Origin of the sequence: Kineococcus radiotolerans SRS30216 = ATCC BAA-149, assembly GCF_000017305.1 — a bacterium.
In the GTDB taxonomy this organism is placed as follows: Bacteria; Actinomycetota; Actinomycetes; order Actinomycetales; family Kineococcaceae; genus Kineococcus; species Kineococcus radiotolerans.
The window spans coordinates 145592-158634 of the sequence record NC_009664.2 but is presented as its reverse complement, the minus strand read 5'-3'; the positions used below and the strand labels follow the sequence as shown (position 1 = coordinate 158634).

The following is a 13043-nucleotide window of genomic DNA, read 5'->3' as shown; positions in this document are numbered from 1 at the left end:
GCCGGCTCGATGGCTGACGTCGTGTCCCTGCCGGGGGACGAGCCGGGTGCGGTGGACTGCCACCGTGACCACCACGCTCCTGCTCCCACCCGCCCTCGACGCCACCCGCCTGCTCGACGTGGCCCTCGAGCAGGCCCGCGCGGGCGCCGCCGAGGGCGGTGTCCCCATCGGGGCCGCCCTCTTCACCCTCGACGGCACCCTGCTCGGCGCCGGCCGCAACCGGCGCGTGCAGGACGACGACCCGTCCGTGCACGGTGAGACCGACGCCTTCCGCAACGCCGGCCGGCGAGCGTCCTACCGCCACACCGTGATGGTGACCACGCTGTCGCCCTGCTGGTACTGCAGCGGGCTGGTGCGCCAGTTCGGGATCGGGCACCTGCTCGTCGGGGAGAGCACCACCTTCACCGGCGGGCACGCCTGGCTCGCCGAGCACGGCGTCTCGGTGACCGTGCTCGACGACGACCGTTGCCGAGCCCTCATGACCACCTTCATCGAGCAGCGCCCCGACGTGTGGTTCGAAGATATCGGAGAGGACCTCCCGTGACCACCACCCCCACCGCCGACGGCGAGACCACCACCGCGGTGCGCACCGAGACGATCGAGCGGCGCAGCACCGAGACCATCCCCCTGGACGAACGTCGCGGTCGGCCGCGGAACCTGGCCTGGACGTGGAGCTCACCGAACCTCGAGTTCGCCACGATCTTCGTCGGGGTCCTCGCCACGCAGGCCTTCGGCCTGTCGTTCTGGCAGGCCGCGGCCGCCCTCCTGCTGGGCAACGCCCTGGCCGCGATCAGCCACGGCGTCCTGTCCGCCCGCGGGCCCGGCGTCGGGGTCCCGCAGATGGTGCTGGGACGCACGGCGTTCGGCCACCTCGGCAACCTGCTGCCCGCGGCGCTCATGTCGGTCATGGCCGGCTTCGGGTGGTTCGCCGTCAACAGCGTCAGCGCGGCCTTCGCGCTGTCCGCCCTGACGAGCCTGCCCGCCCTGCTGTGCCTGGTGGCGGTCGTGGTCGTGCAGATCGCCATCGCCGCCCTCGGGCACGACCTCGTGCACCTCTTCGAGCGCTACGCCGCCGTCGTGCTGGCGGTGGTGTTCGCCGTCGTCGCGGTGCTGACCTTCGCCGAGGCGGACTACAGCGCGGCGCCCGCCACCCCCGGCGGTACCGGCGGTTTCATCCTCGCCGCGGCCACCGCCTGGGGCTACACCGCGGGCTGGAACCCCTACGCCACCGACTACACCCGCTACCTGCGGCCGGGCACCGGGGCCGCGGCGGGCCGGGCGGCGGGTCTCGGTCTGTTCGTCTCCACCTCGGTCCTCATGCTCGCCGGCGCCGCGTCGGTGACCATCCCCGGCGCGGTCGACGGCAACCCCACCGCGGCGTTCACCTCCCACCTGCCCACTGCGCTGGGCCAGATCACCCTGCTGGCCATCGCCCTGGGGGCGATCTGCGCGAACATCCTCAACGTCTACTCCGGCTCGATGTCGTTCCTGACCATGGGGTTCACGGCGCTGACCCGGCGCCGGGCGATCGTGCCGGTCGCCTTCGGCGTCGTGGGTTTCGTCCTGGCCTGGGCGGGGTTGTCCGACGCCGGTCACGCCTACGAGCAGTTCCTGCTCGTCATCGCCTACTGGATCGCCCCGTGGCTCGGTGTCGTCCTCGTCGACCAGTTCGCCCGCCGGGGGCGGGACCTGCAGCCCCTGCTGCACGACCGCGCCTTCCGCAACCCCTCGGGCGTGGCCGCCATGCTCATCGGGCTCGTCCTCTCCGTGGGGCTCTTCGCCAACCAGGAGATCTACGTGGGTCCCGTTCCCGCCGCAGCACCCGGCGCCGGTGACCTCACCGCCCTCGTCGGGTTTGCGGTCGCCGCCGCCACCTACGCGCTGCTGCCGAAGCGGAGGCCCGCTGCGGTGTGACCGCGCGGTCAGGACCCGCCCGGGGACGGGCCCCGGGTCACCGCGCCGGGGCCCTCCACCGGACACCGCCGGGGGAGGAGGTGCCTTCCGGGAGCGCGTCCGGGGTGTCGACGTCCCGCACCGACGCGGCCACCGCGACCTCGAGACACCCCTCCTCCCGCAGCAGTTCCCGCAGCCCCGTCCCGGAGGCGGCGAGCCTCGTGGCCCGGGCCCAGTGCCGACGCCCCAGGAGCACGGGGTGCCCTCCGCGGCCCCGCCACCCCGCGCGGACGAGCGCGGCCGAGGGATCCTCGCCCCCGGCCTCCAGCACCGCCCGCACGTCGCCCGCCGTGACCTCGGGCAGGTCCACCAGCATCAGCAGCAGCGCCTCGACCCCCGCGGCCCGCGCGTGGTCGAGCGCGGCGAGGACGCTTCCGCCCGGGCCGCGGTCCCAGTCGGGCACCTCGAGGACGTCCACCCGGTCCGGCAGGCTGGAGCGGACCTCCCCGGCGGCGGCGCCGACGGTGACGGCCACCGACGCGCAGCCGCCGGCCCGGAGGACCTCCGTCGTCCGGGCCGCCCAGCTGGCGCCCCCGGCCGAGCGCAGCAGCGCCTTGGGAACCCCCATGCGTGTTCCCGCGCCCGCTGCGAGCACCACCCCCAGGACCGGCACCGGCCCATTCCACCACGGGACCGCCGGCCGGCCGGCGCGGGCGAGGACGCGGTCGGCGGGGGAGACGGGGGCGGGGTGGGCGGCGGTGTTTCCGGCACGTTTCCGGCGGGTTCCGGACTCCGCGCCGTTTGGTGGTTCCGACCAGGGACCGCGGTCGCGGACACCGAACGCTGGCACTTCGGCGGCTGCGCGGCCTCGCCGGACCCGGTGACACTGGCCGTCCGTCACCAGGAGGAGGCAACGATGGTGAGCACCACCGAGGGCCGCGTCCAGGGCGTCGTCGCCTTGAACGCCCTTCCGGAGCAGGAGTTCCGCGACCTGCTCCTGGCCTGCTGCCACGCACCCGGGTGGGCCGCCGCCCTCGCGGCGCAGCGCCCGTTCCCCGCGGTGGCCGCGTTGCTGGACGCCGCCGACGCCGCTCTGGCCACCGCGTCCGAGGAGGACGTCGACGCCGCGCTGGCCGCTCACCCCCGCATCGGGGAACGTCCGGCGAACGCCGCCTCCCGCCGGGAGCAGGCCGCGGCGCTGTCGGCCGACGCGGCCGTGCTCGACGACCTCGCCGCGGGAAACCGCGCCTACGAGGCCCGCTTCGGGCACGTGTACCTGGTGTGCGCGTCCGGGCGCAGCGCGGAGGAGCTGCTCGCCGTGCTCCGTTCCCGGCTGGACAACGACCCCGTCACCGAGCGCGCCGTGCTGCGCCGGGAACTCGCGGCCATCACCCGCCTGCGGCTGGAGCGCGCCGTGGGCGACGCGTCGCCGGTGCGGGCGGGGACCGCGTCGTGACGACCTTGTCCACCCACGTCCTCGACGCCGTCACCGGCACGGCGGCCGTGGGGGTGAGCCTCACCCTCACCGGGCCAGGCGGGGAGGTCCTGACCAGGGCCGGCACCGACGCCGACGGGCGCGCCCGCCTCGACGCCGACCTCGGGGCCGGGGTGCACCGCCTGACCTTCGCCACGGGGGAGTGGTTCGCCGCCGCCGGGCGCGAGACGTTCCACCCGGAGGTCGTCGTCGCCTTCACCGTCACCCCCGGCGCGGACGCCCGTCCCCACCTGCACGTGCCGCTGCTGCTGTCCCCGTTCGCCTACTCCACCTACCGCGGGAGCTGACCGTGTCGATCGTCCTGGCGGACCACCGCTACGGCAAGGCCGAGAACCGGGTCGTCCGCTTCCGGCGGGACACCGCCCGCCACGAAATCGTGGACCTGAACGTCACGACGACGCTGCGCGGTGACTTCGCCGACGCCTACCTCAGCGGCGACCAGTCGAAGGTCCTCCCGACGGACACGCAGAAGAACACCGTGTACGCGTACGCCAAGGAGAAGGGCGTCGCCACCGTCGAGGGGTACGCGCTGGACCTCGCGCGCCACTTCGTCGACGACGTCGAACCCGTCAGCGGCGCGCGCGTCGACGTCGAGGCGTACCCGTGGACGCGGGCGCAGGTCGGCGGGAACGAGCACGACCACACCTGGATCCGGTCCGGGGCCGAGGTCCGCACCGCCGCCGCCACCGTCAGCGACGGGGACGGCCGGCAGGTCGTCCACGTGCTCGCCGGCCTGAAGGACCTCACGCTGCTGAAGTCCACCGGGTCGCAGTTCAAGGGTTTCCTCACCGACGCGTACACCACCCTGCCCGAGACCGACGACCGGGTCATGGCGACGTCGCTGGTGGCGACCTGGCGCTACGGCGCCGCGGCCCTGGCGGACGGCTTCGACTTCGACGCCGCGTACGCGACGATCCGCGAGGCGCTGATCGAGCAGTTCGCCACGCTGCACTCCCTCGCGCTGCAGCAGACCCTGTGGCACATGGGCCGCAGCGCCCTGGAACGGGTGCCCGAGGCGGCGGAGATCCGGTTGCTGGCGCCGAACAAGCACCACTTCGACTACGACCTGGCGCGCTTCGGAACCGACAACCACGGCGAGGTGTTCCACGCCGCCGACCGCCCCTACGGCCTGATCCAGGCCGTCGTGGCGAACGACGTCTTCCCGGCGGCGCCGGAGGCGTGGGCGTGAGCGCGGCTGCGGGCGCCGCCGACGCGCACTTCCTGGAACGCGCCGTGGAACTGGCGACGAAGAACGTCGCCGAGGGCGGTGGCCCCTTCGGCGCGGTGCTCGTGCGGGGCGGGGAACTGCTGGCCGCGGGGCAGAACCGGGTCACCCGGGACAACGACCCCACCGCGCACGCCGAGGTCCAGGCCATCCGCGAGGCGTGCCGCCTGACCGGCACGTTCTCCCTGCACGGCACCACCCTGTACTCCAGCTGCGAGCCGTGCCCGATGTGCCTGGCCTCCTCGCTGTGGGCGCGGGTGGACCGCGTCGTGTACGCCGCCGACCGCGACGACGCCGCCCGCGGGGGCTTCGACGACCGCACCTTCTACGAGCTCTTCTCCACCGACCGGGCGTCGTGGTCCACGCCGGTGCTCCAGCAGGAGGTCCCCTGCGCCACCGAACCCTTCGACGCGTGGCTGACCAGCGCCGCGCGCGTCGACTACTGAGGAGCCCCGCCGTGTCGGACCGGACCAGCGGCACCCCGGCCGGGCCCGCCGGGACCGCCGGTCCCGCGCCCGCCGGGACCGGCGAGGTCGTCGTGCAGCCGCAGGGCGACGTGCACGTCGGCGAGGTCGGCGACCTCCCGCAGGTTCCGCCCGAGCAGCTCCTCCAGGCGGGCCACCCGGTAGCGGACGGTGTTCTGGTGCACGTGCAGCGCCTGGGCGGTGCGGGTGGGCGAGCAGCCGTGGCCCAGGTGCACGCGCAGCGTGGTGAGCAGTTCCCCGTCGCCGAGCACCGGGTCCAGCACGCTGCGCACGAACGCCGTCCGCTCAGGGACCGGGACGGCGCGCAGCAGGTCCACGACCGTGCCGGTGCGGGTGTCCTCCAGGACGACGACGCGGTCCGCGGTGGTGTCGTGCGCGGCGCTCAGCGCGCGCCGCGCGCCGGCCACCGCGTCCTCCCCCTCCTCCTCGCCACGGCTCACCCCGACGAGCAGCCGGCGCGCACCGAGGGAGGGTTCCAGGCGCGACAGGCGCCGGCGCAGCAGCGCCACCAGGTCCGGGCGGGCCTGCGCGACGGCGGTGGTGCCGCCGGAGGTGAGCTGCACCCGGTGCGGCACGTCGCCCAGGGCGTCGGCCAGCGCCTGCGCCGACCACGCCCCCTCGGCCAGGACCACCACGACACGCCCCGCCGGGGCGGGTGGGGGTGCCGCGGTGCGGCGGTGCACCGCGACCGCTCCGGCGAGCGCGTCGAGCAGCGCACCCGCCCCGGCGGGAGCACCGGCGTCCGTGAGCACCCACCAGCGCTCGGCGGGGTCCTCGGCCGCCACCGCACGCACCTGCACCGCCCCGCCCGCCAGCCGCACCAGGCCCGGCCCGGCTGCCCCGCGGGCGGTCGCGCGCGCCCCGCTGCGCACGACGTCGTCGGCCTCGTCCTCGCTGAGCGTCGCCGGTCCGGCCACCAGCCGGCCGGTGGCCGACAGCACCCGCACCGGACGGCCCAGGTGGGCGGAGACGTCCTCGACCTGCTCGGACAGGGGGCGGCCCTCGGCCAGGCCCCGCAGCACCCGGAGCACGGCGCCGTCGCCGGCCGACCCGGCACCGGAACCGGGGCCCGTGCCGGGTGCGACGGCGGCGGCGACGCGCGCGCTGATCTCGTGGAAGGGCAGGTCGGCGGGCACCGCGAACAACGGCAGCTCGTGCCGTCGCGCGGCCCGCACGACGTCCGCGGGGACCTCCCCGAGCAGACCCTCGCCGACCCCGAGGGCGCTGGCCCCGGCCTCGGCGACCGCGGCGACGAACCGCTCGCTGTCGTCGCCGCCGCGGCGCCACGCCAAGCCGGTGAGCACCAGGTGGGCCACGCCGACGTAGCGGCCGGGGTCGAGCAGGTCCACGGTGCTGGTGCCCGTGACGGGACGCTGCAACGCCGTGGGCCGACCGGCGAGCATCCGCAGCCCGGCTCCCGCGGCCGGACCCGCGGGGTCGCCGTCGTACCGCGGCAGCAGGTCGTGGACCCGCACGCGCACCTCCGTCGTCTCGAGAAGGGCTCGCACCCGTGGACCTGAACACGATCGAGGCCATCATCCCCGTGCGTGACCGCGCCGCGCTGGCCGCCGCGCACACCGGCGCGGGCACGACCTCCGTCCTGGCCGGGGGGACGTGGTTGTTCTCCTGCGAGCAGCCGCACCTGCGCACCCTGGTGGACCTGACCACCCTGGAGTGGCAGCCCTGGACCGTCTCCGCCGCGGGCCTGCGCCTGGCCGCGACGTGCCCGGTGGCCGAGGTGGCCGCCGTGCCGGCCCGGCCGGGGTGGTCCGCGCACCCGCTGCTGCGGCAGTGCGTGCGGGCGCTCCTGGCCTCCTTCAAGGTGCGCGCGGTGGCCACCGTCGGCGGCAACGTGTGCACGGCGCTGCCGGCCGGCGCCATGACCTCCCTCGCCGTCGCCCTCGACGGCGTCGTGGAGCTGTGGGGGGCGGACGGTTCCACCCGGCACCTGCCGGTGGCCGAGTTCGTGGTGGGCGACGGGCGCACCGCGCTGCGCCCCGGGGAGGTGCTGCGGGCGGTGGACCTGCCCGAGCGCGCGCTGCGCGGACGCACCGCGTTCCGCCGCACCTCGCTGCAGCGCCTCGGCCGCTCGGCGTCGCTGGTGACCGCGCGCCGCGACGCGGACGGGACGTTCACGCTGGCGGTGACGGCGGCGACACCGCGCCCGGTGGTGCTGCGCTACCCGGCCGCGCCGTCCACCGCGCGCGCGGTGCAGGACGTGCGCACCGCCGTGGCGGAGGGGCCGGGCTGGTTCTCCGACGTGCACGGCGACCCGGACTGGCGGCGCGCGGTGACGCTGCGCTCGGTCGCGGGGGTCGTGGCGGAACTCGGAGAACTCGGAGAACTCGAGGAACTCGCGGAACCCGCGGAACCCGGGGGTGCCTCGTGAAGCTCACCGTGGACGGGGTGGCCGCCGAGGTGGAGCCGCGGCCGGGGCAGTGCCTGCGGACCCTGCTGCGCGAGAACGCCGGGACGACGGTGAAGAAGGGCTGCGACACCGGGGACTGCGGGGCCTGCACGGTGCTCGTGGACGGTTCCCCGGTGCACTCGTGCCTGTACCCCGCGCTGCGCGCGGGCGACCGGGAGGTCACCACCGCCGCGGGCCTGGCCCCGGCGGGGAGCCTGCACCCGGTGCAGCAGCGCTTCGTGGACGCGGCCGGGTTCCAGTGCGGGTTCTGCACGCCGGGGATGGTCGTCACCGCCGCGGCGCTGGACGAGGAGCAGCGCGCCGACCTCGACGAGCACCTCAAGGGCAACCTGTGCCGCTGCACCGGGTACCGCGCGGTCCGCGAGGCGGCGGGCGGACAGACCCTGCCCGCGCTCGCCCGCAGCGGGGGGATCGGCGAGGCCGTCGCGGCGCCGGCCGCGCACCGCGTCGTCACCGGCACCGAGCCGTACACCCTCGACCTCGCCGAGGGCGACGTTCCGGCGGGGTTGCTGCACGCCGCGGTCCTGCGCAGCCCGCACGCGCACGCCCGCGTCACCGCCATCGACACCCGCGCCGCCGCCGCGCTGCCCGGCGTGCACCTCGTGCTGACCCACCACGACGCACCGCCGGTGCTGTTCTCCACCGGTCGCCACCAGAACCGCCTCGACGACCCCGACGACACCCTCGTCCTCGACCCCGTCCTGCGCCACCACGGCCAGCGGGTCGCGGTGGCCGTCGCCGAGTCAGTGGCGCTCGCCGAGGAGGCGCTGGGGCTGATCGCCGTGGAGTACGAGGTGCTGCCCGCCGTCCTGGACCCGCACCGGGCCACCGCTCCCGGTGCGCCGCTGCTGCACGCCGACAAGGACGCCGACAGCCGCATCGCGGACCCCGCGCGCAACCTGGTCGCCGAGCTGCACAGCGAGGTCGGCGACGTCGAGGAGGCCCTGGCCTCCGCCCACGCCGTCGTCGAGGGGACCTGGCGCACCCAGCGCGTCGCCCACGTCGCGCTGGAGACCCACGCCGCGGTCGGCTGGCTGGACGAGGAGGGACGGCTGGTGGTGCGCAGCAGCACCCAGGTGCCGTTCCTCGTGCGCGACGAGCTCGCCCGGGTCCTCGGCCTGGACCGCGCGCGGGTGCGGGTGCTGGCCGCCCGCGTCGGCGGGGGTTTCGGCGGCAAGCAGGAGATGCTCACCGAGGACCTCGTCGCCCTCGCGGTGCTGCGCACCGGCCGGCCCGTGCAGTACGAGACGACCCGCCGCGAGGCGCTCACGGCGTTGCCGACGCGGCACCCGATGGACGTGCGGGTGCGTCTGGGCGCCACGGCGGACGGCACCCTGACGGCGCTGGCGGTGGACCTGCTCTCCGACGCCGGCGCCTACGGCAACCACTCCCCGGGGGTGATGTTCCACTCCGTGCACGAGTCGGTGGCGACGTACCGGTGCGCGAACAAGCGCGTCGACGCCCGCGCGGTCTACACGAACTCCGTCCCCTCCGGCGCCTTCCGGGGGTACGGCCTGGGCCAGGTCGTCTTCGCCCTCGAATCGGCGCTGGACGACCTGGCCCGCGAACTCGGGATCGACCCGTTCACGGTGCGCCGCAGGAACGTCGTCGTCCCCGGCGACCGGTTCGTCGCCACCTCCGACCCCGCCGTCACCGGCGAGGACGACGGTCTGCGCTTCGGCAGCTACGGCCTGGACCAGTGCCTGGACCTGGTGGAGCGGGAACTCCCGCGCGGCGGTGACCCCGTCCCCGACGGGCCCGGCTGGCGCACCGGGTCCGGGATCGCGCTGTCGATGATCGCCACCGTGCCCCCGCGCGGGCACTTCGCGGAGGCCTCCGCCCGCCTGCTGGCCGACGGGACGTGGGAGCTGAACGTCGGAACCGCGGAGTTCGGCAACGGCACGACGACCGTCCACACCCAGATCGGCGTGCACGCCCTGAGCACCACCGCCGACCGGCTGCGGTTGCGGCAGGCCGACACCGACGTCACCGGCCACGACACCGGGGCGTTCGGCTCGGCCGGTTCCGTCGTCGCCGGCAAGGCGCTGCTCATCGCCTGCGAGCGCCTCGCGGGGCAGGTGCGGGCGCTGGGCGCCGACCTGCTCGGCGCGGACCCGGCGACGGTCGTGTTGGAACCGGAGGGGGTGCGGTGCGGGCCGCGCTCCGTCCCGCTGAGCGACGTCCACGCCCACGCGGTGCGCACCGCGGGCGCCGCGCCGCGGGCCGACGGGGCCGACGACGCCGCACTGCGTTCCGTCGCGTTCAACGTCCAGGGTTTCCGCGTCGCCGTGGACACCAGCACCGGCGAGGTGCGGATCCTGCGGTCGGTGCACGCCGTCGACGCGGGGGTCGTCCTCAACCCCGTGCAGTTGCGCGGGCAGGTCGAGGGCGGGGTCGCGCAGGCCATCGGGTCGGCCCTGTTCGAGGAGGTGCACCGCGCCGACGACGGCAGCCCCCTCACGGTGTCGTTGCGGGAGTACCACGCCCCGCGGGCCGCCGACCTGGGGACGACGGAGGTTCTGTTCGCCGACACCGTCGACGCGGTGGGCCCGCTGGGGGCGAAGTCGATGAGCGAAGCGCCCTACAACCCCGTCGCTCCCGCTCTGGCCAACGCGGTGCGCGACGCCGTCGGGGTGCGGCTGCGGAGGTTGCCGATGCGCCCGGACCGCGTCTGGCGCGCGCTGGCCGAGGCGGCCGACCGTGCGTGAGGTCTTCCCGCAACTGCGGGGGTTGCTGGCCGGGGGCGAACCCTTCGCCGTGGCGACGGTGTTCCGCGTCGAGGGGTCCGCGCCGCGCCCGGCGGGAGCCTCCCTGGTCGTGACCGCGGACGGTGCGGTGGTCGGCAGCGTGTCCGGCGGCTGCGTCGAGGGGGCGGTGTACGAGCTGTGCCGCCTGACCCTGGAGGACGGGCGTTCCCGCACCGAGCGGTTCGGGGTGGACGACGACCCCTTCGCCGTGGGCCTGACCTGCGGCGGCGCCCTCGACGTCCTGGTCCGCCCGTTCACGGTCGCGGACGGCGACCTGCTGCGCCGGGCCGTCGAGGCCGAGGCCGGTGGGCGGGCGACGGTCCTGGCCACCGTCGTCGGCCCGGCGGGCAGCGCGCGGCTGGGCCGCACCCTGCTGGTGGACGCGGCGGGCACCGCGGGAACCCTCGGCGACGCGGACCTCGACCGGAGCGTGGAGGCGGCGGCCCGCGCGGCGCTGCGCCGCGGTGACAGCGGTGCACCGCGGCCGGTGGGGTGCGCGGACGGCCGGTACGACGAGGTGGACGTCTTCCTCGAGGTGGTCGCCCCGCCGCCGCGCCTGCTGGTGTTCGGGGCGGTCGAGCCCGCGGGGGCGCTGACGCGGCTGGCGAAGTTCCTCGGCTACCACGTGACCGTCTGCGACGCGCGGGGCCTGTTCGCCACCCGAGCCCGGTTCCCGGACGCGGACGAGGTGGTCGTGCAGTGGCCGGCCGCGTACCTGCGCGCCACCGCCGTCGACGAGCGCACCGTCGTGTGCGTCCTCACCCACGACGAGAAGTTCGACGTCCCCCTGCTGGAGGAGGCGCTGCGCGGGCCCGCCGGCTACGTGGGCGCCCTGGGGTCGCGACGAACCCATCGGGATCGCCTGTCCCGGCTGGCCGCGGCGGGGGTGCGGGCTGAGCAGCTGGAGCGGTTGTCCTCGCCCCTCGGTCTGGACCTCGGAGCACGGACCCCGGAGGAGACCGCCGTGTCCATCGTCGCGGAGATCATCGCGCACCGGCACGGGGGGAGCGGGGCGCGTCTGAGCCGCAGCGCGGGTCCGATCCACCGCGCGGACACCCCGGTTCCGTTGATCGTCCCGCAGGTGCGTCGTTGCTCGTGACCCGGCGGACCACGGGGGACCTCGACGCGCGGCCCGGCGGGCCGCCGTGGTGGAGCCCGCCGGACGTCGAACGAGGTGTGCTGACCGGAGGAAGGGTGGAGGGCGTGGTGGACGGCGGGTCGGGCGACGTGGTGCCGGCGGTTGGGGGCGGACCGCGGGCGGACGTGGTGCTGCGGGCGGCGCGGGCCGTGGTGGACGGTGCGACGCGGGCGGTGTCCGTGGCGGTGCGGGAGGGGCGGATCGTCGCCGTGGAGGCGTTCGAGCACCCCTGGGCGGCCGCGCGCGAGGTCGTCCTGGCTGAGGACGAGGTGCTGCTGCCGGGGCTGGTGGACACCCACGTCCACGTCAACGAACCGGGCCGCACCGAGTGGGAGGGTTTCGCCTCCGCGACCCGTGCCGCGGCCGCCGGGGGCATCACGACCATCCTGGACATGCCGCTGAACAGCGTCCCCGCCACCCTCGACCCGGCCGCGCTCGCGGTGAAGCGGGCCGCGGCGGCGGGGCAGTGCACGGTCGACGTGGGGTTCTGGGGTGGCGCCGTGCCCGGCAACGCCGACCAGCTCGCTCCGCTGCACGCGGCGGGGGTGTTCGGGGTGAAGTGCTTCCTGCTCGACTCCGGCGTGGCGGAGTTCCCCCCGCTGGACGCCGCCGGCCTGGCGGTGGCGCTGGCCGAACTGGCCCGCTTCGACGGCCTGCTGCTGGCCCACGCCGAGGACGCCGAGGAGATCGACGCCCACGCCCACCCCGGGGGCCGGAGCTTCGCCGACTTCGTGGCCTCGCGCCCGCCGAGCGCGGAGGCCCGTGCGGTGCGGGCGCTCGCGGAGGCCGCCGCCCGCGCCGGGGCGCGGGCCCACGTGGTGCACCTGTCCTCGGCCGCGGGGCTGGCCGAGGTCGCCGCGGCCAAGGCCGCGGGGACCCGCCTGAGCGCGGAGACGTGCCCGCACTACCTGACCCTGGACGCCGGCGCCGTCCCCGACGGGGACACCTCGTTCAAGTGCTGCCCGCCGATCCGCGACCGCGCCGAGCAGGACGCGCTGTGGGCCGGCTTGCTCGACGGCACGATCGACTGCGTGGTCTCGGACCACTCCCCGTGCACCGTGGAGCTGAAGCGGCTGGAGGAGGGCGACTTCGGGATCGCCTGGGGCGGGATCGCCTCCGTGCAGCTGGGGCTCCCCGCGGTGTGGACCGCGGCCCGCTCGCGCGGGGTGGGGTTGGAGACGGTGGTGGGGTGGATGGCGTCGGCGACGGCGGACCTGGCCGGTCTGCGCGACCGGGGGCGCATCGCGGTGGGCAACGTCGCGGACTTCGCGGTGTTCGCGCCGGAGGAGGAGTGGGTCGTCGACGCGCGGTCCCTGCACCACCGCAACGCGGTGACGCCCTACGAGGGGCGGCGGTTCACCGGCGCGGTGCGTTCGACGTGGTTGCGGGGGAACCGGATCGACCTGGAGGGCGAACCCCGGGGGGAACTGCTGCACGCCCCGGCCCGCGAGCGCCCCTGACCCGTCCCGCGCCCGGACGGCGTCGGTGGTGGGGCCCGGTGGCAGCAGGGGGCCGGCATCCGGAAGTTTCGAAGGGTTGGTGCGGGGCATTGGTTCTGGAACGGAGATTGCATAACATGACCAGTGTGGAACAGTCGATCCAGAACCCGGCGGTGGACCCGTCCCTCCTGCG

Annotated in this window: 12 protein-coding genes; 10 read left to right on the top strand and 2 right to left on the bottom strand. The window is 75.9% G+C overall.

Features of this window, described 5'->3' with window-relative positions; translation table 11 throughout:
* The first annotated feature begins 64 nt into the window (after positions 1 to 64).
* Positions 65 to 544 (top strand): nucleoside deaminase, encoded by a 480-nt coding sequence (locus tag KRAD_RS00755; protein ID WP_238985688.1) that lies wholly within the window; start codon positions 65 to 67, stop codon positions 542 to 544.
* Positions 541 to 1914 (top strand): purine-cytosine permease family protein, encoded by a 1374-nt coding sequence (locus KRAD_RS00750; RefSeq protein ID WP_011981309.1) that lies wholly within the window; start codon positions 541 to 543, stop codon positions 1912 to 1914. Before KRAD_RS00755 ends, KRAD_RS00750 begins: the two co-directional genes overlap by 4 nt.
* Before the next feature lie 37 nt (positions 1915 to 1951).
* Here the strand turns inward: KRAD_RS00750 and KRAD_RS00745 are convergent, their stop codons facing one another.
* A complete protein-coding gene (locus KRAD_RS00745; protein ID WP_275263101.1) occupies positions 1952 to 2548 on the bottom strand; it encodes a nucleotidyltransferase family protein in 597 nt (198 codons plus the stop codon).
* Positions 2549 to 2809: 261 nt separating this feature from the next.
* Here KRAD_RS00745 and uraD point away from each other — a divergent pair, with 261 nt between their 5' ends.
* The 4 genes from uraD to KRAD_RS00725 are packed head-to-tail and all read left to right on the top strand — an operon-like array spanning position 2810 to position 5059.
* Positions 2810 to 3349 (top strand): 2-oxo-4-hydroxy-4-carboxy-5-ureidoimidazoline decarboxylase, encoded by a 540-nt coding sequence (gene uraD, locus KRAD_RS00740; RefSeq protein ID WP_011981307.1) that lies wholly within the window; start codon positions 2810 to 2812, stop codon positions 3347 to 3349.
* Positions 3346 to 3675: a hydroxyisourate hydrolase gene (gene uraH, locus KRAD_RS00735; protein WP_011981306.1), complete on the top strand. Its 330-nt coding sequence runs from the start codon at positions 3346 to 3348 to the stop codon at positions 3673 to 3675. Before uraD ends, uraH begins: the two co-directional genes overlap by 4 nt.
* Positions 3676 to 3677: 2 nt before the next feature.
* Positions 3678 to 4577 carry a factor-independent urate hydroxylase gene (pucL, locus tag KRAD_RS00730; protein WP_011981305.1) on the top strand — a complete coding sequence of 300 codons (900 nt, stop codon included), beginning with the start codon at positions 3678 to 3680 and terminating at the stop codon, positions 4575 to 4577.
* On the top strand, positions 4574 to 5059 hold the full coding sequence (locus KRAD_RS00725) for a nucleoside deaminase (RefSeq protein WP_011981304.1): 486 nt from the start codon (positions 4574 to 4576) through the stop codon (positions 5057 to 5059). Before pucL ends, KRAD_RS00725 begins: the two co-directional genes overlap by 4 nt.
* Here the strand turns inward: KRAD_RS00725 and KRAD_RS00720 are convergent.
* Positions 5053 to 6606 carry a PucR family transcriptional regulator gene (locus KRAD_RS00720; protein WP_011981303.1) on the bottom strand — a complete coding sequence of 518 codons (1554 nt, stop codon included), beginning with the start codon at positions 6604 to 6606 and terminating at the stop codon, positions 5053 to 5055. The two genes, KRAD_RS00725 and KRAD_RS00720, sit on opposite strands and share 7 nt — an antisense overlap.
* Positions 6607 to 6608: 2 nt before the next feature.
* Between KRAD_RS00720 and KRAD_RS00715 the strand changes: the two genes are divergently transcribed.
* The 4 genes from KRAD_RS00715 (at position 6609) to allB (ending at position 12871) form a co-directional block, all read left to right on the top strand.
* A complete protein-coding gene (locus tag KRAD_RS00715) occupies positions 6609 to 7487 on the top strand; it encodes an FAD binding domain-containing protein (protein WP_011981302.1) in 879 nt (292 codons plus the stop codon).
* Complete coding sequence (locus tag KRAD_RS00710; protein ID WP_011981301.1) at positions 7484 to 10234, top strand: molybdopterin-dependent oxidoreductase; 2751 nt, start codon at positions 7484 to 7486, stop codon at positions 10232 to 10234. Before KRAD_RS00715 ends, KRAD_RS00710 begins: the two co-directional genes overlap by 4 nt.
* Positions 10227 to 11372, top strand: coding sequence for an XdhC family protein (locus KRAD_RS00705; RefSeq protein WP_011981300.1), 1146 nt, complete (start codon positions 10227 to 10229; stop codon positions 11370 to 11372). Before KRAD_RS00710 ends, KRAD_RS00705 begins: the two co-directional genes overlap by 8 nt.
* Positions 11373 to 11503: 131 nt before the next feature.
* On the top strand, positions 11504 to 12871 hold the full coding sequence (allB, locus tag KRAD_RS00700) for an allantoinase AllB (RefSeq protein WP_049821375.1): 1368 nt from the start codon (positions 11504 to 11506) through the stop codon (positions 12869 to 12871).
* Positions 12872 to 13043: the final 172 nt, after the last annotated feature.